This window comes from Georgenia sp. TF02-10 (assembly GCF_022759505.1).
In the GTDB taxonomy this organism is placed as follows: Bacteria; Actinomycetota; Actinomycetes; order Actinomycetales; family Actinomycetaceae; genus TF02-10.
The window spans coordinates 172,491-197,946 of the sequence record NZ_CP094289.1 but is presented as its reverse complement, the minus strand read 5'-3'; the positions used below and the strand labels follow the sequence as shown (position 1 = coordinate 197,946).

Below are 25,456 nucleotides of genomic sequence, written 5' to 3'. Positions count from 1 at the left end.
CGGGTGCCGGCCGCCGTCGGCCCCCGCCGCCGGGCACCACGAGCCCGTGTTGACCGCCCGACTCCCCGCGACCTACCGTCCGGCCATACCCACCCACTGACCCCCACCGCAGACGCGACACACCCCGCCGCGCCGGAGGAGCACGGAGAGCACCATGGCCGCGGACACCACCACCAGCCCCGCACCGGCCACCGGCGTCCCGGCCGACGTCGCCGCCCTGGTGGACGACGCCGTCGCCCTCGCCCAGGAGTGGCTCGCCGCCACCGAGAGCGGGCAGACCGACGCCGAACGGGCCACCACCGGCCAGCTCGCCGCGCTGGTCGGCGACCCGGCGGGGCTGGACCTCGCCGTCCGCTTCGTCGACCGGGTCGCCCGGCCGGAGGACACCGCCGTCGCCGCCCGCGAGCTCGCCGCCATCTCCTCGGCCGCGGCCGCCGGGTTCCTCTCCACCACCGACCGCCTGCTCCTCGGGGTGGGCGCCCGGGTCGCCCCGCTCGCGCCCGGCGTCGTCGTCCCGCTCGCCCGCCGCCGGCTGCGCCAGCTCGTCGGCCACCTCGTCGTCGACGCCCACGACCCGGCCCTGGCCCGCCACCTCGCCCGCGCCCGCGCCGAGGGCTTCCGGCTCAACATCAACCTCCTCGGCGAGGCCGTGCTCGGCGAGGCCGAGGCCGCCGCCCGCGCCGCCCGCACCCGGGACCTGCTGCGCCGGGACGACGTGGACTACGTCTCGATCAAGGTCTCCTCCCTCGTCTCCCAGATCTCCACCTGGGACACCGCCGGGACGGTCGAGCGGGTGCTGGAGCGCCTGCGGCCGATCTACCGGGCCGCCGCCGACCGCAGCCCGCACGCCTTCGTCAACCTGGACATGGAGGAGTACCGCGACCTCGACCTGACCCTGGACGTCTTCGAGCGGATCCTCGCCGAGCCGGAGTTCACCGACCTCGAGGCCGGCATCGTGCTGCAGGCCTACCTGCCCGACTCCCTCGCCGCCCTGGACCGGCTGGTCGCCTTTGCGCAGGCGCGCACCGCCGCCGGCGGCGCCGGCATCAAGGTCCGCTTCGTCAAGGGCGCCAACCTGTCCATGGAGCACGTCGAGGCCGAGCTGCACGGCTGGGCCCCGGCGCCCTACGCCACCAAGGACGAGGTGGACGCCAACTACCTGCGCCTGGTCGAGCGGGCCCTGCGGCCCGAGCTCACCGGCGCGGTCCGGATCGGGGTCGCCTCGCACAACCTCTACGACGTCGCCCTCGCCCACCTCCTCGCCCAGGCCCGCGGCGTCGGCGCCGCGCTGGACGTGGAGATGCTGCAGGGCATGGCCCCCTCCCAGGCCCGGGCGGTGCGCGACGCTGTCGGCTCCGTCCTGCTCTACACCCCGGTGGTGGCGCCGGCGGACTTCGACGTCGCCGTCTCCTACCTGGTCCGCCGGCTGGAGGAGAACGCCCAGAGCCAGAACTTCCTGCACGCCCTGTTCGGCGGCGGCCCGGCGGCCATGTCCGAGCAGGAGGCCCGGTTCCGCGCCTCGGTCGCGGCGCTGCCCACCGTGCCCGCCGGGCCCCGGCGCACCCCGGACCACGCCCCGGCCGGGGACACCTTCACCAACGCCACCGACTCCGACCCGGCCCTGCCCGCCGTGCGCACCTGGGCCGTCGAGCGGGTCCGCGCAACCCCCGCCCCACCGGCCTCCCCGGTGCTGGCCGGCCCGGCCGACGTCGACGCCGTCGTCGCCACCGCGGTGCACGCCCAGCCCGGCTGGGCCGCCCGCCCGCCCGCCGAGCGGGCCGCCGTCCTGCGCCGCGCCGCCGACGAGCTCGAGGCCCGCCGCGGCGAGCTGGTCACCGCGATGGCCGCCGAGGGCGGCAAGACCGTCGCCGAGGCGGACCCGGAGGTCTCCGAGGCCATCGACTTCGCCCGCTACTACGCCGACCGGGCGCTGGAGCTCCAGCCCGGGCACCTGGCCACCGACGGCGCCACCTTCACCTCGGACCGGGTCGTCCTGGTCACCCCGCCGTGGAACTTCCCGGTGGCCATCCCCACCGGCGGGGTGCTGGCCACGCTCGCCGCCGGCTCGGCGGTGATCATCAAGCCGGCCCCGGCGGTCCCCGGGTGCACCGAGGTCGCCATGGCCGCCCTGCACGCCGCCGGCGTGCCGACCGACGTGCTCCAGGTGGTCCGCACCGACGAGGGCACCACCGGCCGGGCGCTCGTCGCCCACCCGGACGTGGACGCCGTCGTCCTCACCGGCGCCGCCGAGACCGCCGAGCTCTTCGCCTCCTGGCGCACCGGCCGGCCCGGCGGGCCGCGGGTGCTCGGGGAGACCTCGGGCAAGAACGCCCTGGTCATCACCCCGGCCGCGGACTACGACCTGGCCGTGGCGGACCTGGTCAGGAGCGCCTTCGGGCACGCCGGCCAGAAGTGCTCGGCCGCCTCCCTCGCCATCCTCGTCGGCTCGGCCGGCACCTCGCCGCGGCTGCGCCGCCAGCTCATCGACGCGGTCAGCTCCCTGCGGGTGGCCTGGCCGGACGACCTCGGCGCGATGATGGGACCGGTCATCCACCCACCGGAGGGCAAGCTCGCCCGGGCGCTGACCACGCTCGAGCCGGGCGAGACCTGGCTGGTCGAGCCCCGCCCGCTCGACGACACCGGCCGGCTGTGGTCCCCGGGCCTGAAGGACGGCGTGGCGCCCGGCTCCTTCTTCCACCGCACCGAGTGCTTCGGCCCGGTCCTCGGCCTCATGCGGGCCCGCACCCTGGACGAGGCGATCGACCTGCAGAACGCCACCGACTACGGCCTGACCGGCGGGCTGCACTCCCTCGACGAGGCCGAGATCGACCACTGGCAGGAGCGGGTGGCGGTGGGCAACGCCTACGTCAACCGGCACATCACCGGCGCCATCGTGCGCCGGCAGTCCTTCGGCGGGTGGAAGGCCTCCGTCGTCGGCCCCGGCGCCAAGGCCGGCGGGCCCAACTACGTCGCCCAGCTCGGGCACTGGCGGCCCGACGGCGAGCCCACCCGCCGCGCCGACCCGGGGCCGGAGCTGTCCGCCGCCCTGGCGGACCTGGCTCCGTTGCTGCCGGACGACGGCGACCGGGCCTGGCTGCGCGCCGCCGTCGGCTCCGACGCCCTCGCCTGGGCCGAGGAGCTCGGCGTCGAGCACGACGAGAGCGGGCTGGCGGTGGAGGCGAACGTCTTCCGCTACCGGCCGGCGCCGCTGACCGTGCGCACCGTGCCCGGCGCCCGGGCCGCCGAGCTGTTCCGGGTCCTGCTCGCCGCCCAGCGCGCCGGCACCCCGGTGCGGGTCAGCCTGGACCTGGCCACCTCCGCCGCCCTCAAGGCGCTGGACGGGCCGGCCACCCGCGCCGGGCTGCGCCGCCTGGCCGGCGTCGTGGACCGGGGCGAGGACGACGCCGCGTTCGTCCGCCGGGTCCGCGCCGCCGCGGTCGACCGGATCCGGGTGGTGGGCGAGGGCAGCGCCGCCGACCGGCTTGCCGACGAGCTGACCAGCGCCCGGACCACCGTGCTCACCGGCCCGGTGCTGGCCACCGGCCGGCGCGAGATGCTCACCGTCCTGCGCGAGCAGGCGATCTCCCGCACGCTGCACCGGTTCGGGCACCTGCCGGCCGAGCGGTAGGCGGGGCGCCGGTCGGCGGTCTGCCGCGGTCGTCGTCGGCGCTGAGCCAGCCGCCAGCACGGCGGCCGTACCCTCGCCATCACCGCGGCGGCGCCCGCAGGCCGTCATTCGGTGGGCGGCGTCAGCACGGCCCCGTTCGCACCGACCGTCCCCACGCCGACCCTTCCCACTCCTCGCGCAGCACACCCATGACCACCGCGTCGTGGACGCCGCCGGCCCAGCGGCGCGCCCGGCGGAGGCGCGCCTCCTCCGTGAAGCCGAGGCGGCGGCCGACGGCGAGCATGCCGGGGTTGCCGGAGTAGGTCGCGAAGTCCAGCCGCTGGGCGTCCGTCGCCGCGAAGAGGTAGCTCGTCCACAGCGCCAGCGCCTCGGTCGCGATGCCCCGACCCCACAGCGTCTCGTCATAGACGACGACGCCCATCCGGCGCCAGTCCGTCGCCTGGTCCTCCCAGTACCAGCTGACCGATCCGACGACCCGGGCGTCGAGCACGATCGGCAGCGTCTCCCGCGGATCGCCCCGCCGGGCGGGATCGGTCCGGGCGACGCTGGCCAGACCGTCGGCGACCCGGGCCATGTCCTCGGCCGTGGGCGAGCCGAAGTACGGCCCGTTCGTGCGGTGCCACGGGCGCTGCGAGGCGAGCAGGTCCCGCAGCCGGTCGTCGACGTCGGCCGGTCGCCAGTCCCGCAGGTGCACCCGAGCACCGCGGAGGTCAGGGACGCTCACGCGCCCCATCGTGACCACCGCCGCGCAGAACGGCCACGCATTTGCATACAGCACTTGCGGCAACGGCGTTGCCGCCGTCAGCGGCCGGCCCGTGACCGCGCGAATGGCAGCACCCGTAGAAGGGGGCACCGGACGCCCGCACCGGGATAAACTCCGCGGAGTGGAAATGGTGCGAGATCGGCACGAGATCCATCCGGACGGAGTGAGTCTTGTTCTGCCGGCAGCAGGTTCATCAAGTATCCCACCCCGCTGTCGGTCGGCACCTTCTACCGCTTCCGGAAGATCGCGGCCGCTTGACCTCACCCAACCCCTGGCCGGTCGTGAATTTACGGCGGTGGCCGCCGAGAAGGCGGGCGACCAGGCGACGATCGACAAGGCCGAGGCGGACTACTGCGCCGGCGAGACCTACGAAGTTCCCAACCGCGATGTGTCAGACGTGCGCGGCGCTGGATGACTGGCAGCGCGAGCACGTGGACGTCAAGCCCGAGCCGGGCACGCTCGTGTCGGTGCGGCGGCTGGAGAAGGCCAAGCGGCAGCGCGGACCCTCTCGACCACACTGACTACTCGTACAGGCTCGCACTCCCGCGCCACACGTCATCCTCGAGCCGGATCACGCACGACCAGGGTGTCCGCACCATGGCTCCGAAGCCGTTCTGTGAATCGACGACGCCGTGCACCTCCCAAGAGTCCTCGCCCCTGGAGGTCACGGTCTGGCCGCTGTGCTCGGCGGTACTGGGTGACTTCAGCTGCTCGTCCACCCACTGCTCGCACTGCAAGCGCACCTCTACGTCGCTCGGCGGCTCTGGCTCGCTCGACCCGCCGTCGTCAGCGCCCAGGGCGTTCAGGCCGGCTATCACGAGCCCGGCCGCGAGGATCGCGCCGAGCATCACGAGGGGCTGGCGCTTCTGCTGCCACCAGCTCTTCTTGGGCCCGGTGTCCCCGAGGTCCCTCATCTCCATAGCGGCTGATTCAACTCCACAGCGCACCGGTCAGGGGGTGAAACGCCTTGGCCGACCGTACGGTATCCGCCCGCCTGGTTCTTGTTCAGCGAGGAAGCCATCGTCTGGCACGTCGTCGCCCGCCACCGCCGGCCCGGCCTGCGCCCCGCGCGAGCGCGTGCTAGACCGGATACGGCCTGAACGCGTCCCGAAGGGAGGGGACCATGTCCTCCTCGCACCGCACCCGGACGACCCGCTGGTTCGCCGGCGCCGCCCTCCTCGCGCTGCCCCTCGCCGCCTGCGGCGGCTCGGACGAGCCACCGGCGCAGTCGGCGCCCTCGTCGACGACCAGCCCGGCGACCGAGTCCGCCACGCCGACCGACACCTCCCCGCCGTCGCCCACGGAGTCACCCGCCCCCAGCAGCCCGAGCGGCGCGCCCGGCGCCGGCTGCCCCGCGACCGGCACGGCAGTGCCGGACGGAGCCGCCACCGCCCCCACCGCCGACCTGGACGGCGACGGCGCCGCCGACCAGCTGTGGCTCAGCGGCGGGGACCCGCGCACCCTGGGGGTCGCGACCGCCTCCGGCGCGGTGCTGTCCACCGAGTTCACCAGCGCCGCCCCGCAGGCGGCCAGCGCGCTCGGCCAGCGGCTCGGCGACGGCGGGCCCGCCGTCGTCCTGCTCGACACCGGGCGCGCCGTGGACCTCTACGCCGTGGTCGACTGCGAGATCGTGCCCACGCAGAACGACCAGGGCGAGCAGTACACCTTCGACCGCGGCTTCACCGGCTACGGCACCGGCGTGGGCTGCGTCGACCTCGGCTCGGGGCTGCAGCTCGTCGGCCTGAAGGCAGAGAGCGACGAGGCGGGGGAGCGGTTCACCGTCACCCGGACCGCCGTCGAGCTCGCCGACGGCGGCCGCACGGCGGCCAACGGGCCCGGCGAGGTGGTCGCCGAGGACGCGGCGGCCGACGACCCGGTGGTGACCAGCGCGCAGGCGGTGACCTGCGGCGAGCCGCAGGAGCCGGTGCACGAGCCGCAGTGAGGCTCGGGATCTGGTGCTGCCGGCATGATCCGGCCGGGGCCGCGACCCGCCCGGCCGCCGTCGCCGGTGAGACAATCGGACAAGCACCCGTCCCCACCCTCCCGGAGGCTGACCGCAGTGCCCCTGCCCTACGACGACAACCCCAAGCTGGCTGCCTACGCCCACCCCGAGCGGCTCGTGACGACCGCCTGGCTCGCCGAGCACCTGGGCGAGCCCGGGCTCGCCGTCGTCGAGAGCGACGAGGACGTGCTGCTCTACGAGACCGGGCACATCCCCGGCGCGGTCAAGGTGGACTGGCACCTGGACCTCAACGACCCGGTCACCCGCGACTACGTCGACGGCGCCGCCTTCGCGCGGCTGATGTCGGCCAAGGGCATCGGCCGGGACACGACCGTGGTGCTCTACGGCGACCGGAGCAACTGGTGGGCCGCCTACGCCCTGTGGGTCTTCACCCTCTTCGGTCACCCGGACGTGCGGCTGCTCGACGGCGGTCGCGCGGCCTGGCAGGCCGAGGGCCGGGAGATGACCCTGGAGGTGCCGCGGCCGGCGCCGGCCAACTACCCCGAGGTCGCCCGGGACGACAGCGCCGTCCGGGCGTTCAAGGAGGACGTCCAGGGCTTCCTCGGCGGCCAGCTCGTCGACGTCCGCTCGCTGCCGGAGTACACCGGCGAGCGCACCAACCTGCCCGACTACCCCGACGAGGGCAGCGTCCGCGGCGGGCACATCCCCGGCGCCCGCTCGGTGCCCTGGGCGCGGGCCGCGAACGAGGACGGCACCTTCAAGGACCGCGACGCGCTCGCGGCGATCTACCAGCAGGAGCAGGGGCTCACCCCGGAGGAGCCGGTCATCGCCTACTGCCGGATCGGCGAGCGGTCCGCGCACACCTGGTTCGTGCTCCGGCACCTGCTCGGCTTCCCCGAGGTGCGCAACTACGACGGGTCGTGGACGGAGTGGGGCAACGCGGTGCGGGTGCCGATCGCCGTCGGCGAGGAGCCGGGGGAGGTGCCGGCCCGATGACCGCCCCGACGATGGCGGCCGCGCCGCTGCCCCCGGCGCTGGAGCAGGTGGTGGCCGAGTTCAACGCGCTGGCCGTGCCCGACCGGCTCCAGCTGCTGCTGGAGATCGGCCAGTCACTGCCCGACCTGCCCGCCCGGTACGCCGACCACCCCGAGCTCCTCGAGCCGGTGCCCGAGTGCCAGTCGCCGATCTTCCTGCGCACCGAGGTCGACGGCGCCGGGCCGGCCGCCGTCGTGCACCTCTTCTTCTCCGCGCCGCAGGAGGCGCCGACCACCCGGGGCTTCGCCGGGATCCTGCACGAGGGGCTGGACGGGCTCAGCGCCGCCGAGGTGCTCGCCGTGCCGGCGGACGTGACCAGCCGGCTCGGGCTGGCACAGGCGATCAGCCCGCTGCGGCTGCGCGGCATGGCTGGGATGCTCGGCCGGGTCCAGCGGCAGGTGCGCGAGCAGATCGCCTGACCCGCGAGCCCGCCCGCCTAACCCCGCAGGACGCCGTTGGCCGGATCCCCCGGCGACGGGAACCCCGGGTCGTCCTCGAGGATGTCCACCACGCGGCCGAGCCCGGTGACCTCGAGCAGGAACCTGACCAGCTCGGGCGGCCGGATGAACGCCGGGCGGACGGAGGTCCGGCGGCTCAGCTCGGCCAGCGTGGCGACGCCCGTGGAGTCCATGAACGTGACGTTGCGGGTGTCCACCTCGACCGGCTGCCGGCGGGCGGCCGCGTCCCGCACGGCCGTGGCCAGCTCCGCGGCCAGCAGGGAGTCGACCTCCCCGGCGAGCACGAGCCGCACCCGGTCGGGCGCGACGAGCACGGCGACCGAGCCCTCTCCGTCAGCGGTGGCTGGGGTCATGCGGCCCCCTCTCGACGGCGGGGCCCGCGGTCCGCGTCCCCTTGACCAGAAACGCTAGTCGCCGCGGCGCCGCCTGGGGAGGACTTCGGTCGGGGGAGCTGGGACGGGGACCTGGCACCGAGGCGACCGCCCGAAGGAATCGCCCCGCGCTGCCCTTCGCTTGTGCCTGCGCTGCTCGCCCCGCCTCCCCGCGCGCCCGCCTGCGGACGGCCCTACCGTGGAGGCGCCCGACCAAGGAGCTTCGATGTCCACCACCGGCACGTCCCGACCGTTCGCCGTCGTCACCGGAGCCTCGAGCGGCATCGGGCGCGAGCTCGCCAACGTCCTCGCCGAGAACGGCTATGACCTGCTCCTCTGCGCCGAGGACGCCGGCGTGGCCGACGCCGCCGTCGCCCTCACCGCGGCCGGCACCCCCGCCGAGCCGGTGCAGGTCGACCTCGCCACCTACGACGGCGTGGAGGACCTGGTCGCGGCGATCGACAACCGGCAGGTCGACGTGGTCGCGCTCAACGCGGGCATCGGCGTCGGCGGGCCGTTCCTCGAGACCGACCTGGACGCCGACCTCGAGCTCATCCAGCTCAACGTCGCCTCCGTGGTGCACCTGACCAAGCGGGTCCTGCCCGGCATGGTCAGCGCCGGCCGGGGCCGCCTGCTCTACACCGCCTCGCTCGCCAGCGTCATCCCCGGGCCGTACTACGCCACCTACTCGGCGTCCAGGGCGTTCGTGCTCAACTTCGCCCAGGCGGTCCGGCACGAGCTGGCCGACACCGGCGTAACGGTCACCGCCCTCCTGCCCGGGCCCACGGACACCGAGTTCTTCGACCGGGCCGGGATGACGGACACCCGGGTCGGGCACATGTCGAAGGACGACCCGGCGGAGGTCGCCCGGGACGGGTTCGAGGCACTGATGGCCGGCAAGGACCACGTGGTGGCCGGGTCGGCCCGGAACAGGGTGATGTTCAGCAGCAAGGGGCTGCCGGAGCCGGCCAAGGCCGCCGTGCACGCCCGGCTGACCGAGCCGGAGGAGCAGGAGTAGCACGACGGCGGCTGGTCGCCGGAGGGGCACGGGGAGCAGGACCACCGCGGCTCGTCACCAAACTGCACCCGGAGCAGACGGCGGCGGCTGGTCGCGGCCGAGCGGATGACGGGCCGTCCCGTCGACCTGGATCGCCTCCGGCCACGCGGGGCCGGCGGCGCCTGCGTGCAGGAAGTAACACAAACTCGCGGCGGCCGTGGTGCGATCTGGTGGAATTCCGCCGTGGCAGCGGCCGGTCACGCCGAGATTGTGTTACTTCTCGCACACCGTGTGGCCGGCCGTGTGACGGCGGGCAGTCCTCGCGCCGACCGGCGCACCGCCAGCAAGGCGGCAGCGCGACCATCGGTGTGCGGGACCCGGGACGAGCGCAACGCGTACGGAGGGAAACCTGCCCCGAGGGCTTGACAGGCCACCCGGCGGCGCGCTGTACTTCACGCACTGGAAAAGTGCTTCCGCAAGACGGAAGACCGGTAGTGCCGCCGGAGGTCCCCCGCAGATGCCCACCGCGCTCGCCCGCTTCAACGCGGCGCCGACGCCCGACGCCGAGCAGCTCCTGCTGTCCTGCGCCGCCGTGCCGCGCTGGGCGGCCGCCGTCGCCGCCGACCGGCCCTACCCCGACGTCGACGCCGCCCTGGCCGCCGCCCGCACCGCCGCCGACTCGTGGACCGACGCGGAGGTCGATGCCGCGCTCGCCCGCCATCCCCGCATCGGCGAGCGACCCCAGGGCAGCGACGCCGACGCCGCCCACTCGCGCCGCGAGCAGGCCGGGGTGGACGCCGGCGACGCCGAGCTCGCCCGTCGCCTGGCCGAGGGCAACCGGGCCTACGAGGAGCGCTTCGGGCACGTCTTCCTCATCCGGGCGGCCGGGCGCAGCGCCGAGGAGATCCTGGCCGCGCTGGAGCAGCGGCTGGGCAACGACCCGGCCACCGAGCGCCGGGTGGCCGCCGAGCAGCTGCGCGAGATCGCCGTCCTTCGCCTCCGAGGAGAGCTGGCATGACGTCCCACATCACCACCCACGTGCTCGACGCCGTCGCCGGCACCCCCGCGGCCGGCGTCGGCGTGACCCTCGCCCGGCTCACCGACGGCGGTCCGCAGGAGCTAGCCGCCGGCACCACCGACGCCGACGGCCGCAACCGGGACCTCGGCCCCGAGCGTCTGGAGCCGGGCACCTACCGGATCACCTTCGCCACCGAGGAGTACTTCGACCGGCAGGGCCGGGAGACCTTCTACCCCCAGGTCACTATCGACTTCCGGGTGGCACCGGGGCAGGACCACTACCACGTGCCGATCCTGCTCAGCCCGTTCGCGTTCTCCACCTACCGCGGCAGCTGACCGCTGCCGCTCCTGTGACACCGGTGGCGGTCCCGGCGGGCGGCACCAGCGGCCCCCGGGGCCGGCCGCCCACCAGAACGGCTCCGGCCACGGCGGCCACCCGCCGTCGGCCCACACCGCGCCGACCACCCGCCGTCGGCCCGCACAACGCCGGCACCACGCCGCACCCCACCCACCGTCCCACCCCTACCGAAGGAGCTAGCGATGAGCGACACCACCATCACGACCGGCGCCCCCAGCGCGGCCACCGGCGCGATCGTGCTGGGCGAGAACCAGTACGGCAAGGCCGAGGTCCGCCTGGTCAAGGTCGACCGCGACCAGCCCCGGCACCGGATCACCGACCTGTCGGTCACCTCCCAGCTGCGCGGGGACTTCGCCGCCGCGCACACCGACGGCGACAACTCCCACGTCGTGGCCACCGACACCCAGAAGAACACGATCTTCGCCCTCGCCAAGGACGGCATCGGCTCCCCGGAGGAGTTCGCGCTGCGCCTCGCCGAGCACTTCACCTCCTCCTTCGACTGGGTCGACGGCGGCCGGTGGGAGGTCAAGGAGTACACCTGGGAGCACATCCCCACCTCGCTGGCCAACAACGCCGCCGACGGCGAGCACAACCACGCGTTCGTCAAGGCCGGCACCGAGACCCGCACCGCCGTCGTCCAGCGCGACGGCGCGGACGTCTTCGTCGTCGCCGGGCTGGAGGACCTCTCGGTCCTGAAGTCCACCGGCTCGGAGTTCCACGGCTTCCCCCGGGACCGCTACACCACCCTGCAGGAGACCGACGACCGGGTCCTGGCCACCTCGGTGACCGCCCGGTGGCGCTACACGACCACCGACCTGGACTTCAACGCGGCTTACGACGACGTGCGGCACCTCCTGCTGGAGACCTTCGCCGACGTCCACTCCCTCGCCCTGCAGCAGACGCTGTACCAGATGGGCCGGCGGGTGCTGGAGGCCCACCCGGAGATCGCCGAGATCAAGTTCTCCATGCCGAACCTGCACCACTTCCTGGTGGACTTCGCCCCGTTCGGGCTGGAGAACCCGGGCGAGGTCTTCTACGCAGCCGACCGGCCCTACGGCAAGATCGAGGCCGAGGTCAAGCGGTCCGACGGCGCCGCCGAGCCGCGCGCCTGGGCCACCGTCACCGGCTTCTGCTGAGGCCGGCCGCCCACTCCCCGGCCGCCGATGCCCCCAGCCCGCCACTCGCGGCCGCCCGCCGACCCCCCGGCAGCCCGCCGACCCCGCGGCAGCCCGCCGACCCACCCCTGTCCCGCGAAGGAGCACGGACATGAGCGCCACCGCAACCACCGCACCGACCGACGTCCGCCCGGGCCCGCGGCCCGAGGACGAGAAGTACCCCCTGGGCCGGACCTACGTCTACGGCCTGCAGCACATCATGACGATGTACGGCGGCGTCATCGCCCCGCCGATCATCGTCGGCCAGGCCGCCGGGCTCGACGGCCCGCAGATCGGCGTGCTCGTCTCGGCCGCCCTGCTGGTCAGCGGCGCGGCGACCCTGCTGCAGACCCTCGGGCTGCCGTTCTTCGGCTCCCGGCTGCCGCTCGTGCAGGGCATCTCCTTCGCCTCGGTGTCCACCATGGTCGCCGTGGCCACCGGCGACGGCGGCCTGCCGGCGGTGTTCGGCTCGATCATCGTCGCCGGCGTCATCGGGCTGCTCATCAGCCCGTTCTTCGCCCAGATCATCAGGTTCTTCCCGCCGGTGGTGACCGGCACGATCATCACGGTCATCGGCATCTCGCTGCTGCCGGTGGCGGTGGGCTGGATGATGGGCGGCAACGCCGACGCCCCGGACCACGGCTCGGTGGCCAACATCGCCCTGGCGATGGCGACGCTGCTCATCGTGCTGCTGCTCAGCCGCTTCCTGCAGGGCACCATCTCGCGGCTGTCGATCCTCATCGGCCTGGTGGTCGGCACCCTGCTGGCGGCCGCCGTCGGGATGGCCGACTTCTCCGCCGTCGGCCAGGGCCCGGCCGTGGCCCTGCCGACCCCGTTCGAGTTCGGCGCCCCGGTGTTCCAGGTCGGCGCGATCATCTCGATGACAATCGTCATCCTCGTCATCATGACCGAGACGACGGCGGACATCATCGCCATCGGGGAGATCGTCGGCACCAAGGTCGACGCCCGCCGGGTCGGCGACGGGCTGCGCGCGGACATGGCCGCGACCGCCCTGTCCCCGTTGCTGAACTCCTTCCCCGCCTCGGCGTTCGCGCAGAACGTCGGCCTGGTCGCGATCACCGGCATCCGGTCCCGGTTCGCCGTCGCGGCCGGCGGGTCGGTGCTCTTCGTCCTGGGCCTGCTTCCGGTGCTCGGCCGGGTGGTCGCGGCCATCCCGTCCCCGGTGCTGGGCGGGGCCGGCATCGTGCTGTTCGGGTCGGTCGCCGCCTCGGGGATCCGGACGCTGTCCAAGGTGCGCTACGACGGCAACCTCAACCTCACCCTGGTCGCCGTCGCGATCTCCTTCGGCGTCATCCCGATCGCCGCGCCCACCTTCTACGACGCCTTCCCGCAGTGGGTGGGGATGATCTTCCACTCCGGCATCTCCGCGGCGAGCGTCGTGGCGGTGCTGCTCAACCTGGTGTTCAACGAGATCCGGTGGGGGCAGGCCAAGGACCCCTCGGTGTTCACCGCCGGCTCCTCCGCGCGGCTGGTCGTCGCCGCCGAGCAGGAGCGGCGCCGGGCGGAGTACTTCTCCCGGCTGGACGCCGAGCTCCGGGCCGAGCACGAGGCCCGGCGCGCGGCCGAGCGGCGGGCCCGGGCCCGCAGCGGCCACGGCCGGCGGTCCGGCTCGCTCTCCGCGCTGGACCTCGACGGCGACGGCGTGCCGGACATCCTGCAGGTCCGCCGGGACCGGTCGGCCGGGCCGGGCGCGGCGGGCGGCGGACCGGCGGTGAGCGGCTCGGTCGGCACGACGGCGCCCGGCTCAGCAACGGCGACGGCGGGGGGCTCGGCCGGGACGACGGCGGCCGGCGCGGTGAGCGGGACGACGGCCGGCGTGGCGGGCGGGACGACGACGGCCCCGACGACCGGGTCGGACCGGGCCCCGGAGCCCGGCGAGGCGCCGGTGCCGTCCCGGGAGACCGACCCGGGCGGGCGGCTCAGCCGACCGTGACGAGCTCGGTGGTGATCCGCTCGGCGGCCCGGCGCAGCACCGGCACGGCCCGCTCGCCGAACTCGAACGTCACCCGCGCCGCCGGCCCGGAGACCGACACGGCCGACGGCGTGGGGGCGTCCGGCACCGGCACGGCGAAGCAGCGCACCCCGACCTCCTGCTCGCCGTCGTCCACGGCGTACCCGCGCTCGCGGATCGCGGCGAGCTCGGCGAGGAGGGCGTCGGGGTCGGTGATCGACAGGTCGGTGGCCGGCGGCATCCCCGTCCGGGCGACGATCTCGCGGACGGTGGTGTCCGGGAGCTGGGCCAGGACCGCCTTGCCCACCCCGGTGCAGTGGCAGTACACCCGCCGGCCCACCTCGGTGAACATCCGCATCGAGTGCGCCGAGGACGCCTGGGCCACGTAGACCGCCATGTCCCGGTCGATCATCGCCAGGTTCGCGGTCTCGCCGAGGTCGCGGGCCACCTGCTCCAGGTGCGGGCGGGCGCCGGCGCCGAGCTGGCGCCCCGCGCTCTCCCCGAGCCGGATGAGGTTGGGCCCCAGGGTGTAGCGCCGCGACGGCGCCTGGCGGGCCCAGCCGCGGGCGACCAGGGTGCGCATGAGGCGGTGGATGGTGGGCATCGGCAGCCCGGAGGCACCGGCCAGCTCGCTCAGGGTGGCGTCGCCGCCCAGGTCCGTCAGGGCCTCGAGCAGGTCGACCGCCCGGTCGACCGACTGCACGCCGTTCGTGGTGGACATCTTGCTCCTCCGGCCGGCCGGGACACCCCCGGACTTACCTACCAGCCTCCGCTAGGTAGAACTAGTATTCCAGAAACCGAAAGTCACTGCGGGCTCTTGCTGACGCCGCCCGACCGAAAGGACCGACCGATGGCCCTGCCGTCCCCGAGCTACACGATCACGATGCGGGTGGAGGTGCCCGCCTCCCAGCGGGCCACGTCCACCCTCGTCACCGCCGCCGCCGAGGCGGGCGCCGCGGTGACCGGGGTCGACATCGCCCACTCCACCACCACCCGGCTGACCGTGGACGTCACCTGCGACACCATCGACGCCGGGCACGGGGACCGGGTGGTCGCCGCCCTCAACGCGCTCGACGGCGTGCGGGTGCTCAAGGTCTCCGACTCCACCTTCCTCATGCACCTCGGCGGCAAGATCGAGGTCACCACCAAGGTGCCGCTGAAGACCCGGCGCGACCTCTCCCGGGCCTACACCCCCGGTGTGGCCCGGGTCTGCCAGGCCATCGCCGAGAAGCCCGAGGACGCCCGGCGGCTGACCATCAAGCGGAACACGGTCGCCGTCGTCACCGACGGCACCGCGGTGCTCGGCCTGGGCAACATCGGCCCGGGCGCCGCGCTGCCGGTGATGGAGGGCAAGGCCGCGCTGTTCAAGGAGTTCGCCGGGGTGGACGCCTGGCCGGTGTGCCTGGACACCACCGACACCGAGGAGATCATCGCCATCGTCAAGGCGCTGGCCCCGGTGTACGGCGGGGTCAACCTGGAGGACATCTCCGCCCCGCGGTGCTTCGAGATCGAGGAGCGGCTGCGCGCCGAGCTGGACATCCCGGTCTTCCACGACGACCAGCACGGCACCGCGATCGTCGTCCTCGCCGCCCTGATCAACGCGCTGAAGGTGACCGGCAAGGACCTGGCGGACGTGCGCATCGTCGTCTCCGGGGTCGGCGCGGCCGGCTCGGCCATCATCAAGCTCCTCAAGGCCCAGGGCGCCCGGCACATCGTCGGCTTCGGCCGGCACGGGGCGCTGCACCGCGGGGAGACCAGCGGCGACCCGCACCGGGACTGGATCGCCGAGCACACCAACGAGGAGGGCTTCACCGGCACCCTGAAGGAGGGCCTGGCCGGCGCCGACGTCTTCATCGGCGTCTCCGCCGGGGACATCCTCACCGGGGCGGACGTCGCCACCATGGCCGACGGCGCCATCGTCTTCGCGCTGGCCAACCCCACGCCGGAGGTGGACCCGGTGGCCGCGGGGGAGACGGCCGCGATCGTGGCCACCGGGCGCAGCGACTACCCGAACCAGATCAACAACGTCCTGGCCTTCCCGGGCCTGTTCCGCGGCCTGCTCGACGCCGCCGCCTCGGTGATCACCGACGAGATGCTCCGGGTGGCGGCGGTGGCCATCGCCGAGGTGGTCAGCCCCGAGGAGCTCAACCCGGCCTTCATCATCCCCGGGGTCTTCGACACCCGGGTCGCCGAGGCGGTGGCCGAGGCGGTCAAGGCCGAGGGGCTGAAGGAGGGCCGGCACGACCCGGAGGCGTCGGCGGCCGCGGCCGGCGCGTCGGCCGGGTCGGACGCCCCCGGCGGGGACCGCACCACGCCGGGCAGCCCGTCCGTGGCGGGGGCCGGTGCGGGTGCCCAGGGGGCCGGTACCCGGGCCGACGGCGCCCGGGCGGGCTCCGGGGCTGCGGCCGGCTCCGGCGCCCCGGCGACCGCCCGATGAGGACCTCCCTGGACGCCGCCACCCGGGCGGCGGTGGAGGACCTCCTCGGCCCCGCCGACACCGCCCTCGCCCGCGCCTACCCCGGCGACGACGGCGCCCGGCAGCCGGTGCACACGGTGTACGTCCCGGCCGACCGCTACCGCGCCGGGCTCGCCGCCGAGTGGGGCGCCCAGGCGCAGGCGGCGCTGGCGGCGGCCGGCGGGCCGGACGCCGTCGTCGAGGCCGTCGGCGTCCCGCCCGGGCTGCGGGCCGAGGTGGCCGGGCAGGTCGCCGGGAAGCTGGCGCGCGAGCCGGTCGAGGACCTGCGGATCGACCTCGAGGACGGCTACGGCGACCACGGCGACGCGGAGGACGAGGTCGCCGTCGCCGCCGCCCGCGCGCTGCGCGCCGAGCTCGACGCGGCCACCGCGACCCCGTTCGTCGGCATCCGCTTCAAGAGCCTGGAGCGGCCCACCCGGGCGCGCGGGCTGCGCACCCTGGACCTGTTCCTCACCGCGCTGGCCGGCACCGGCCCGCTGCCCGCCGGGCTCGTGCTGACCCTGCCCAAGGTCACCTCGGTGGCGCAGGTGACGGCGATGGTGACGGTGTGCGCGGCCCTCGAGCGCGCGCACGCCCTGCCCGCCGGCCGGCTGCGGTTCGAGGTCCAGGTGGAGACCCCGCAGGCGATCCTCGGCCCGGACGGCACCGCCCTGGTCGCCGCGATGGTGCACGCCGGCGAGGGCCGGGTGAGCGGGCTGCACTACGGCACCTACGACTACTCCGCCGCCCTCGGCGTCGCCGCCGCCTACCAGGCGATGGACCACCCGGCCGCCGACCACGCCAAGGCGGTGATGCAGGTGGCTGCGGCCGGCACCGGGGTGCGGCTGTCCGACGGCTCCACCAACGTCCTGCCCGTCGGGGACCCCGCGCAGGTCCGCGCGGCCTGGGCGCTGCACGGCCGGCTCGTCCGCCGCTCGCTGGAGCGCGGCTACTACCAGGGCTGGGACCTCCACCCGGCCCAGCTGCCCAGCCGGTTCGCCGCCACCTACGCCTTCTACCGCGAGGGCCTGCCCGCCGCCGCGGACCGGCTCCGGGCCTACCTGGGCCACCACGAGGGGGCGGTGCTGGACGAGCCGGCCACGGCCCGGGCGCTCGCCGCCTTCCTGCGCCGGGGCCTGGACTGCGGCGCGGTCGAGCCCGCCGAGCTGTCCGAGCGGGCCGGGGTGGGCCCGGCCGACCTCGCCCGCCTGGCCCCCGCACCGGGCACCGGTCCGACGGCGGGCTGACACCGAGGCACCGGCCGACGGCGGCCCCTCGGGCTCGGCGCGACCGCGCCGAGCGATGCCGGCCGGCGCGGCACCGACCGGCCGCCAACCGCCACTGCCTCACCGGGAAACCGGCGGTGGTCGGCGCCGCGGCCTGGCGGCGGCGCCGGGGGATGGCGCGCGCGGGCAGGGCCGCCGGACCGCGCGACCAGGATCCACTCCGGAGTGGGAAACGTGCGAGATCGGCACGAGATGCACTCCGGAGTGGATCGTGGTCAGCCGGTCGCGGATCACCGGTCGGCACCGTGCGACTGCGGCCGGCACTGGCGACCACGGCCGGCAGGGGTTGACGACCAGGCGTCGGCCGCCCTAACCTTCCACCACAAGGAAAACTAGTTCCGGATAGCGAAAGCGAGGCGATCGGAGTGCAGCAGGTCCCCTACACGGTGAACTGCTCCATCCTGCTCACCGAGCTGCCCCTGCTCGAGCGGTTCGCCGCGGCGAGGGCGGCCGGGTTCGACGCCGTGGAGCTGTGGTGGCCCTTCGCCACCCCCACGCCGGACCCCGCCGACGCCGACGCCCTGGTCCGCGCGCTCGACGACGCCGGCGTCCGGCTCACCGGCCTGAACTTCGCCGCCGGCGACATGCCCGCCGGGGACCGCGGCCTTGTCTCCTGGCCGGCCCGCTCGGCCGAGCTGCGGGCCAACCTGGACGCGGTGACCGCGATCGGCGAGCGCACCGGCTGCCGGGCCTTCAACGCCCTGTACGGCAACCGTCTCCCCGGCGTCGACCCGGCCGAGCAGGACGCCGTCGGCGCGGAGAACCTCGCGCTCGCCGCGCGGGCGGTGGCCCGCATCGGCGGGACCGTCCTGCTCGAGCCGGTCTCGGGCACCCCGGCCTACCCGCTGAAGACGGCCGCCGACGCCGTCGCCGTGCTGGACCGGGTTGCCCGGGAGCACGGGGCGGACAACCTCGGGCTGCTCTTCGACGTCTACCACCTGGCCGTCAACGGCGCGGACGTCGACGCCGAGCGCGCGGCCTACGCCGACCGCATCGCCCACGTGCAGGTCGCCGACGCCCCCGGCCGCGGCGCCCCCGGGACCGGCGACCTCCCGATCACCCGGTGGATCGCCGAGCTGCGCGCCGGCGGCTACGCCGGCCCGGTCGGCCTGGAGTACAAATCCACCGACGCCGACCCGTTTGGCTGGCTGCCGCGCGAGCAGCGGGCGGCCGCCCCCGTGGGCTGAGCCGCCAGGCCGCGGCCCCGCCCGATCCTGGGCAGCCCGGACCGCCGGCCGAACCCCCGCCAGGCCGTGGCGCAGACCCCGCCCGGCCGTGGCCGAGACCCCCAGACCGTCACCGCAGACAGGAGCAGAGACATGAGGATCGCCTTCGTCGGGCTCGGCATCATGGGCAGCCCGATGGCCGTCCACCTGCAGCAGGCCGGCCACGACGTCGTCGGCTACAACCGCACCCCCGCCAAGGCCCAGCCGCTCGTCGACGCCGGCGGGACCGCCGCGGCGTCGGTGGCCGAGGCGGTGACCGGCGCCGACGTCGTCGCCGTCATGGTCCCGGACTCCCCGGACGTGGTGGACGTCCTGGCCGGGGACGACGGCGTCTTCGCCAACGCCCGGCCCGGCACGCTGGTCATCGACTTCTCGTCCATCCGGCCCGACGTCACCGCCGACCTCGCCGCCCAGGCCCGGGAGCGCGGCTTCCGCCTCCTCGACGCCCCGGTCTCCGGCGGGCAGGCCGGCGCGCAGAACGCGTCCCTGTCGATCATGGTCGGCGGGTCCGCGGAGGACTTCGACGCCGCCCGGCCGGTCCTCGACGTCGTCGGGTCGACGGTCGTGCACGTCGGCCCGGCCGGGTCCGGGCAGACCGTCAAGGCCGCCAACCAGCTCATCGTCGCCGGCAACATCGGCCTGCTCGCCGAGGCCATCCTCTTCCTCGAGGCCTACGGGGTGGACACCGCCGCCGCGGTGCGCGTCCTCGGCGGCGGGCTCGCCGGCTCGACCGTGCTGGACCAGAAGGCCCAGAAGATGCTCGACAGGTCCTTCGAGCCGGGCTTCCGGGTGGACCTTCACCACAAGGACCTCGGCATCGTCACCTCCGCCGCCCGCGCGGCCGACGTGCCCGTCCCGCTCGGCGCCACGGTCGCCCAGCTGATGGGCGCTGCCCGCGCCCAGGGCGACGGCGACCTGGACCACTCCGCGCTCTTCCGCACCCTCGCCCGCCTCGCCGGCCGGGAGCCCTGACCGGCCCGGTCTGCCCCGGCCGCCGTCGGCCACCGAAACCAGACCCCGACCCCGGCCCCTGACCGGGCCCACCGACCGACCGCCGTCGGCCACCGAAACCAGACCCCGACCCGGCCCCTGGCCGGGCCCACCGACCGACCGCCGTCGGTCCACCGCCGCCCCGCCCGGGCCACCCCCGCCCCGACCCACCTCACCCCTGGAGCCACCATGCCTCGCATGCGCGCGGTCGACGCCGCCGTCGCCATCCTGCAGAAGGAGGGGGCGACCCAGACGTTCGGCCTGCCCGGCGCCGCCATCAACCCCTTCTACGACGCCATGCGCCGCCACGGCGGCATCGGGCACGTGCTGGCCCGGCACGTCGAGGGCGCCTCGCACATGGCCGACGGGTACACCCGCGCCGCCCGCGGCAACATCGGCGTGTGCCTGGGCACCTCCGGCCCGGCCGGCACCGACATGATCACCGGGCTGTACGCCGCCTGGGCCGACTCGGTGCCGATCCTGTGCATCACCGGCCAGGCGCCGGTGGCCAAGCTCGACAAGGAGGACTTCCAGGCGGTGGATATCGCCGCCATCGCCGCGCCGGTGACGAAGATGGCCACCACCGTCCTGGAGGCCGCCCAGGTCCCGGGCGTCTTCGCCGAGGCCTTCCGGCTGATGCGCTCGGGCCGGCCCGGCCCGGTGCTCATCGACCTGCCGATCGACGTCCAGCTCGCCGAGATCGACTTCGACCCGGACACCTACGCCCCGCTGCCGGTGACCAACCCGGCCGCGACCCGCGCGCAGGTCGCCCGGGCGCTGGACATGCTCGCCGCCGCCGAGCGGCCGCTCATCGTCGCCGGCGGCGGGATCGTCAACGCCGGCGCCGAGGACCTGCTGGTCACCCTGGCCGAGACCCTGGACGTCCCCGTCGTGCCCACCCTGATGGGCTGGGGCGCCATCCCCGACGACCACCCCCTGGCCGCCGGCCTGGTCGGCATCCAGACCTCCCACCGCTACGGCAACGCCACCTTCCTGGAGTCCGACTTCGTCCTCGGCGTGGGCAACCGGTGGGCCAACCGGCACACCGGCGGGCTGGAGACCTACCGGCGCGGGCGGACCTTCGTCCACGTCGACGTCGAGCCCACCCAGATCGGCCGGGTCTTCCCGCCCGACTACGGCATCGTCTCCGACGCCAAGGACTTCCTCACCCTGGCCGTGGACCTCGCCGCCGAGCGCCGCGCCGCCGGGGAGCTCACCGACCGCCGCCACTGGGTGGCCGCCGTCGCCCGCCGCAAGGGCGAGCTGCTCCGCAAGACCCACTTCACCGACGTGCCGATCAAGCCCCAGCGGGTCTACCAGGAGATGAACCGCGCCTTCGGCAAGGACACCGTCTACGTCACCACCATCGGCCTGTCCCAGATCGCCGGCGCGCAGTTCCTGCACGTCTACCGCTCGCGGCACTGGATCAACGCCGGCCAGGCCGGCCCGCTCGGCTGGACCGGGCCGGCCGCGCTCGGGGTGTCCGCCGCGCTGTCCGGGGCGCCGGTGGTGGCGCTGTCCGGGGACTACGACTTCCAGTTCATGCTGGAAGAGCTCGCCGTGGGCGCCCAGCACCACCTGCCCTACGTCCACGTCGTCGTCAACAACGCCTACCTCGGCCTCATCCGGCAGTCCCAGCGCGCCTTCGGGATGGACTACCAGGTCTCCCTCGCCTTCGAGAACATCAACTCCGCGGAGACCGCCGGCTACGGGGTGGACCACGTCAAGGCCGCGGAGGCGCTGGGCTGCAAGGCGCTGCGGGTCACCGACCCGGAGGACCTCGCGGCCGCGTTCGCCAAGGCCCAGGGCATGGCCGCCGAGCTCCAGGTGCCGGTCGTCGTGGAGGTCATCCTCGAGCGGGTGACGAACATCGCGATGGGGGTCGAGCTCGACGGCGTCAACGAGTTCGAGGACCTCGCGCTCAGCGCGGAGGATTCCCCCACGGCCCTGGCCCTGCTGGACTGAGCCCATGAAGGTCCTCCTCGCACCCGACAAGTTCAAGGGCTCGGCCGCCGCCGCCGAGGTCGCCGCGCACCTCGCCGCCGGGCTGCGCCGCGCCGCCCCCGGCCTGGTGGTCGACGAGCTGCCGGTGGCCGACGGCGGGGAGGGCACCGTCGACGCCGCCCTCGCCGCCGGGTTCACCGCCGTCGAGACCACCGCCACCGGCCCGCTCGGACAGCCGGTGACCACCCGGTACGCCCGCCGCGGCAGCACCGCGGTGGTGGAGATGGCTGCGGTGACCGGGCTGCAGATGGTCCGGCCCGACCCCGGCACCGCCCGCCGGGCCACCTCCCGCGGCCTGGGCGAGGTCATCGCCCACGCGCTCGACGGCGGGGCGCGCACCGTCGTGGTGGGCGTCGGCGGGTCGGCCAGCACCGACGGCGGCGCCGGCATGCTCGCCGCGCTCGGCGCCCGGCTGACCGGCCCGGCCGGGGCGCTGGCCGACGGCGGCGGGGCGCTGCGGGACCTGGCCGCGGTGGACCTGACCGGGCTGCACCCTCGCCTGGCCGGCGCCGAGCTCGTGCTCGCCTCCGACGTGGACAACCCGCTGCTCGGCCCGCGCGGCGCGGCAGCCGTCTACGCCCCGCAGAAGGGCGCCGACCCGGCCGCCGTCGCCGATCTCGAGGCGGGGCTGGCCACCTGGGTGGCCGCGCTGGAGCAGGCGGCCGCCGGGGACGCGGGCCCGGTGGCCCGGCACGCGGCCGGGCTGGCGGGGCCCGTCGAGCGTGCGGCCGGGTCTGCCGGTCCCGGGGCGGATGTGGGAGGCCCGGCCGGCCGGGCCGGCTCGGCCGACCCGGCCGACCAGGCCGGCCGGGTGGCCCGGCTCGCCGCCACCCCGACCGCCGGCGCCGCCGGCGGAGTGGGCTTCGCCCTCCTCCTGCTCGGCGCCGAGCGGCGCGCCGGGATCGAGGTGGTCCTCGAGCTCGCCGGCCTGCCGGCCCGCCTCGCCGGCGCCGACCTCGTCGTCACCGGCGAGGGCAGCCTGGACCAGCAGTCCCTGCACGGCAAGGCCCCGGTCGGCGTCGCGCGCGCGGCCGCCGCCCAGGGCGTCCGCGCCGTCGCGGTGTGCGGGCGCACCACCCTCACCGCCGCTGAGGCCGAGCAGGCGGGGCTCGCCGCGGTCTACGCCCTGACCGACCTCGAGCCGGACGTCGCCCGGTGCATCGCCGGCGCCGGCCCGCTGCTGGAGCGGGTGGGCGAGCGGATCGCCGCCGAGCAGCTGCCCGCCACGGGCCTCGCGCCCGCCGCTGCTCCGGGTGCCGGACCCGCCGCCGTCGAGCAGCTGCGGCCCGCCGCCCCCGCCACCGACCCGGACGGAGCGCAGCGATGACCTCCGAGCTCGCCCCCGCCCCGGCGCCTGCGCCGGCCGCACCGCCGGACCTCGTGCTCCGCGGCCACCGGGTGGTCACCCCGGACGGCATCGTGCCCGCCGAGGTCGCCGTCGCCGGTGGCGTCATCACCGCGGTGGCGCCGCTCGGCGCCGGCCTGACCGGCCGGGAGGTGCTGGACCTGGCCGCGGACGAGGTCCTGATCCCGGGCCTGGTGGACACCCACGTGCACGTCAACGAGCCGGGCCGGACCGAGTGGGAGGGCTTCGCCTCCGCCACCCGGGCCGCGGCCGCCGGCGGCGTCACCACCATCGTGGACATGCCGCTGAACTCCCTGCCGCCCACCACCGACGTCCCGGCCCTGGAGGTCAAGCGGGCCGCCGCGGCCGCCGCCGCCCACGTCGACGTCGCCTTCTGGGGCGGCGCGGTCCCGGGCAGCACCCAGCACCTGCGACCCCTGCACGAGGCGGGCGTGCTGGGGTTCAAGTGCTTCACCATCGACTCCGGGGTGCCCGAGTTCGGCCACCTCACACCGGCCGAGCTCGAGCGGGACCTGGCCGAGCTCGCCACCTTCGACGGCCTGATGCTCGTCCACGCCGAGGATCCCGACATCGTCGGTGCCGCCCCGCACGCCCGCGGCCCGCGGTACGCCGACTTCCTCGCCTCCCGCCCGGCCGCCGCCGAGGAGGCCGCGATCGCCGTCGTCATCGACGCCGCCCGCCGCACCGGCGCCCGGGTGCACCTGCTGCACCTCGCCGACGCCGCCGCGCTGCCGATGATCGCCGCCGCCCGCGCCGAGGGCGTGCCGCTGACCGTGGAGACCTGCCCGCACTACCTCGCCCTCGCCGCCGAGGACGTGCCCGACGGCGCCACCGCGTTCAAGTGCTGCCCGCCGATCCGGGAGGCCGCCAACCGGGACGCCCTGTGGCACGGCCTGCGCGCCGGCACCGTCGACATCGTCGTCACCGACCACTCCCCGGCCACCGCCGAGCTCAAGGCCCCGCCCAGCGGGGACTTCGCCGAGGCCTGGGGCGGGGTCGCCTCCCTCCAGCTCGGCCTGGCCGCGACCTGGACCGAGGCCCGCGCCCGCGGCGTCGGCCTGGCCGAGGTGGTGGGCTGGATGGCCACCGCGCCGGCGGCCCTGGTGGGCCTGGAGCGCAAGGGCGCGATCGCCGTCGGGAAGCACGCCGACCTGGCCGTGCTCGCGCCGGAGGAGACGTTCGACGTCGACGCCGCCCGGCTGCACCACCGCCACCCCGTCACCCCCTACGCCGGCCGCCGGCTGACCGGCGTCGTGCGCCGCACCCTGCTGCGCGGCCGGGAGATCCCCGACGTCCCCGCCGGGACCCTGCTGCGCCGAGGAGAGGCATGACCCACCAGCCAGACCCCACCGCCCCCGCCTTCACCGGGCTGACCGACCTGGCCTCCCGGGCCCTGGGGGCCAGCGTCGTCAGCGCCAACGACGAGCTGTTCGCCCAGCGGGAGAACCTGATCAACCCCTGGCCGCCGGCGTTCGACCCGGGCGAGTTCGGGCACAAGGGCAAGGTGTACGACGGCTGGGAGACCCGCCGGCGGCGCGAGCCCGGCAACGACTGGGCGATCGTGCGGCTCGGCGCGCCCGGGGTGGTCCGCGGCGTGGTGGTGGACACCGCCTGGTTCCGCGGCAACTACCCGCCCGCGATCTCCGTCGAGGCCGCCGCGGTGGACGGCTACCCCGCGCCGGCCGCGCTCGCGGAGGTCGAGTGGACCCCGCTGGTGGACAGGTCCGCCTGCGCCGGGGACGGCCAGAACTACTACCCGGTCGAGGACGAGCGGTGGTTCACCCACGTGCGGCTGTCGATCTACCCCGACGGCGGGGTGGCCCGGCTGCGGGTGCACGGGGAGGTGGTGGGCGACCCGCGGTTCCTCACCGGCACCATCGACCTGGTCGCCGCCGAGAACGGCGGCCGGCTGGTGCGCACCTCCGACGCGTTCTACTCCTCCCCGGCACAGATCATCATGCCCGGCCGCGCCCGGAACATGGGCGAGGGCTGGGAGAACGCCCGCCGCCGGGGCCCGGGCAACGACTTCGCCGTCTTCGCGCTCGGCCAGCCCGGCACCGTCCGGCACCTGGAGGTCGACACCGGCTACTACGTGGGCAACGCCCCCGGCTGGGTGCGGGTGGGCGTGCTGGACGCGCGCACCGCCAGCCTGGACGACGACGGCGCGTGGACCGACGTCCTGCCGCGGACCGCGGTGGTCGCCGACACCCGGCACCGGTTCCTCGCCGCGGCCGACGTCGAGGCCACCCACGCCCGCCTCGACGTCTACCCCGACGGCGGGCTCAGCCGGTTCCGGCTCTGGGGGGAGGTCGCCCCGGCCGCGCTCGACGCCGCCCGGGAGCGGTGGCAGGCCGGCCGCGGCTGAGCCACCCTGGAGGTGGTGGCGTCCCTGGCGCCGCGGACCGCCCGGGCC

Annotated in this window: 22 protein-coding genes; 18 read left to right on the top strand and 4 right to left on the bottom strand. The window is 75.5% G+C overall.

All coding sequences use genetic code 11. The annotated features are described in order from the left end of the window. The first annotated feature begins 154 nt into the window (after window positions 1-154). Window positions 155-3,628: a bifunctional proline dehydrogenase/L-glutamate gamma-semialdehyde dehydrogenase gene (locus MF406_RS00975; protein WP_242896179.1), complete on the top strand. Its 3,474-nt coding sequence runs from the start codon at window positions 155-157 to the stop codon at window positions 3,626-3,628. Window positions 3,629-3,749: 121 nt separating this feature from the next. Here the strand turns inward: MF406_RS00975 and MF406_RS00970 are convergent, their stop codons facing one another. Then, on the bottom strand, window positions 3,750-4,352 hold the full coding sequence (locus MF406_RS00970) for a GNAT family N-acetyltransferase (RefSeq protein ID WP_242896178.1): 603 nt from the start codon (window positions 4,350-4,352) through the stop codon (window positions 3,750-3,752). A gap of 425 nt (window positions 4,353-4,777) precedes the next feature. Here MF406_RS00970 and MF406_RS18635 point away from each other — a divergent pair, with 425 nt between their 5' ends. Then, window positions 4,778-4,912 carry a hypothetical protein gene (locus MF406_RS18635; protein ID WP_256463920.1) on the top strand — a complete coding sequence of 45 codons (135 nt, stop codon included), beginning with the start codon at window positions 4,778-4,780 and terminating at the stop codon, window positions 4,910-4,912. On the opposite strand, the gene MF406_RS00965 is transcribed toward MF406_RS18635, so the two are convergent. Then, window positions 4,913-5,311 (bottom strand): hypothetical protein, encoded by a 399-nt coding sequence (locus tag MF406_RS00965; RefSeq protein WP_242896177.1) that lies wholly within the window; start codon window positions 5,309-5,311, stop codon window positions 4,913-4,915. Window positions 5,312-5,514: 203 nt separating this feature from the next. Here MF406_RS00965 and MF406_RS00960 point away from each other — a divergent pair, with 203 nt between their 5' ends. The 3 genes from MF406_RS00960 (at window position 5,515) to MF406_RS00950 (ending at window position 7,808) form a co-directional block, all read left to right on the top strand. Beyond that, window positions 5,515-6,333 (top strand): hypothetical protein, encoded by an 819-nt coding sequence (locus MF406_RS00960; protein ID WP_242896176.1) that lies wholly within the window; start codon window positions 5,515-5,517, stop codon window positions 6,331-6,333. Between the two features lie 117 nt (window positions 6,334-6,450). Beyond that, on the top strand, window positions 6,451-7,350 hold the full coding sequence (locus tag MF406_RS00955; protein ID WP_242896175.1) for a sulfurtransferase: 900 nt from the start codon (window positions 6,451-6,453) through the stop codon (window positions 7,348-7,350). Beyond that, window positions 7,347-7,808 carry a SufE family protein gene (locus MF406_RS00950; RefSeq protein ID WP_242896174.1) on the top strand — a complete coding sequence of 154 codons (462 nt, stop codon included), beginning with the start codon at window positions 7,347-7,349 and terminating at the stop codon, window positions 7,806-7,808. Before MF406_RS00955 ends, MF406_RS00950 begins: the two co-directional genes overlap by 4 nt. Window positions 7,809-7,825: 17 nt before the next feature. Here the strand turns inward: MF406_RS00950 and MF406_RS00945 are convergent, their stop codons facing one another. After that, window positions 7,826-8,200, bottom strand: a complete 375-nt coding sequence (locus tag MF406_RS00945) for an STAS domain-containing protein (RefSeq protein ID WP_242896173.1) — start codon at window positions 8,198-8,200, stop codon at window positions 7,826-7,828. A 244-nt stretch (window positions 8,201-8,444) separates the two neighbouring features. Between MF406_RS00945 and MF406_RS00940 the strand changes: the two genes are divergently transcribed. The 5 genes from MF406_RS00940 to MF406_RS00920 all read left to right on the top strand — a co-directional run bounded on the left by MF406_RS00940 (window position 8,445) and on the right by MF406_RS00920 (window position 13,698). Further along, the gene (locus MF406_RS00940) at window positions 8,445-9,236 is read left to right on the top strand and encodes an SDR family oxidoreductase (protein ID WP_242896172.1); all 792 of its coding nucleotides are present in this window, start codon (window positions 8,445-8,447) and stop codon (window positions 9,234-9,236) included. Between the two features lie 496 nt (window positions 9,237-9,732). Then, entirely contained in the window at window positions 9,733-10,233 is a 501-nt protein-coding gene (gene uraD / locus MF406_RS00935) for a 2-oxo-4-hydroxy-4-carboxy-5-ureidoimidazoline decarboxylase (protein WP_242896171.1), read from the top strand. Next, complete coding sequence (gene uraH, locus MF406_RS00930; RefSeq protein WP_242896170.1) at window positions 10,230-10,568, top strand: hydroxyisourate hydrolase; 339 nt, start codon at window positions 10,230-10,232, stop codon at window positions 10,566-10,568. The genes uraD and uraH overlap by 4 nt, the downstream gene beginning before the upstream one ends. Before the next feature lie 204 nt (window positions 10,569-10,772). Continuing rightward, window positions 10,773-11,726 carry a factor-independent urate hydroxylase gene (gene pucL / locus MF406_RS00925; protein ID WP_242896169.1) on the top strand — a complete coding sequence of 318 codons (954 nt, stop codon included), beginning with the start codon at window positions 10,773-10,775 and terminating at the stop codon, window positions 11,724-11,726. Window positions 11,727-11,856: 130 nt separating this feature from the next. Continuing rightward, on the top strand, window positions 11,857-13,698 hold the full coding sequence (locus tag MF406_RS00920) for a nucleobase:cation symporter-2 family protein (protein ID WP_242896168.1): 1,842 nt from the start codon (window positions 11,857-11,859) through the stop codon (window positions 13,696-13,698). Here MF406_RS00920 and MF406_RS00915 read toward each other — a convergent pair. Next, the gene (locus MF406_RS00915; protein ID WP_242896167.1) at window positions 13,685-14,437 is read right to left on the bottom strand and encodes an IclR family transcriptional regulator; all 753 of its coding nucleotides are present in this window, start codon (window positions 14,435-14,437) and stop codon (window positions 13,685-13,687) included. The genes MF406_RS00920 and MF406_RS00915 overlap by 14 nt on opposite strands. Before the next feature lie 129 nt (window positions 14,438-14,566). Between MF406_RS00915 and MF406_RS00910 the strand changes: the two genes are divergently transcribed. The 8 genes from MF406_RS00910 to alc all read left to right on the top strand — a co-directional run bounded on the left by MF406_RS00910 (window position 14,567) and on the right by alc (window position 25,408). Beyond that, complete coding sequence (locus MF406_RS00910; protein ID WP_242896166.1) at window positions 14,567-16,153, top strand: NAD-dependent malic enzyme; 1,587 nt, start codon at window positions 14,567-14,569, stop codon at window positions 16,151-16,153. Continuing rightward, a complete protein-coding gene (locus tag MF406_RS00905; RefSeq protein WP_242896165.1) occupies window positions 16,150-17,418 on the top strand; it encodes an aldolase/citrate lyase family protein in 1,269 nt (422 codons plus the stop codon). The genes MF406_RS00910 and MF406_RS00905 overlap by 4 nt, the downstream gene beginning before the upstream one ends. A 404-nt stretch (window positions 17,419-17,822) precedes the next feature. Then, the gene (locus tag MF406_RS00900; protein ID WP_242896164.1) at window positions 17,823-18,644 is read left to right on the top strand and encodes a hydroxypyruvate isomerase family protein; all 822 of its coding nucleotides are present in this window, start codon (window positions 17,823-17,825) and stop codon (window positions 18,642-18,644) included. Between the two features lie 66 nt (window positions 18,645-18,710). After that, a complete protein-coding gene (locus MF406_RS00895; protein ID WP_256463919.1) occupies window positions 18,711-19,655 on the top strand; it encodes a 2-hydroxy-3-oxopropionate reductase in 945 nt (314 codons plus the stop codon). A gap of 207 nt (window positions 19,656-19,862) precedes the next feature. Next, on the top strand, window positions 19,863-21,638 hold the full coding sequence (gcl, locus tag MF406_RS00890) for a glyoxylate carboligase (RefSeq protein WP_242896162.1): 1,776 nt from the start codon (window positions 19,863-19,865) through the stop codon (window positions 21,636-21,638). A 4-nt stretch (window positions 21,639-21,642) separates the two neighbouring features. Further along, window positions 21,643-23,004, top strand: a complete 1,362-nt coding sequence (locus MF406_RS00885; protein WP_242896161.1) for a glycerate kinase — start codon at window positions 21,643-21,645, stop codon at window positions 23,002-23,004. Then, window positions 23,001-24,374 (top strand): allantoinase AllB, encoded by a 1,374-nt coding sequence (gene allB, locus MF406_RS00880; protein WP_242896160.1) that lies wholly within the window; start codon window positions 23,001-23,003, stop codon window positions 24,372-24,374. Before MF406_RS00885 ends, allB begins: the two co-directional genes overlap by 4 nt. Then, window positions 24,371-25,408 (top strand): allantoicase, encoded by a 1,038-nt coding sequence (gene alc / locus MF406_RS00875; RefSeq protein ID WP_242896159.1) that lies wholly within the window; start codon window positions 24,371-24,373, stop codon window positions 25,406-25,408. The genes allB and alc overlap by 4 nt, the downstream gene beginning before the upstream one ends. Window positions 25,409-25,456 lie beyond the last annotated feature (48 nt).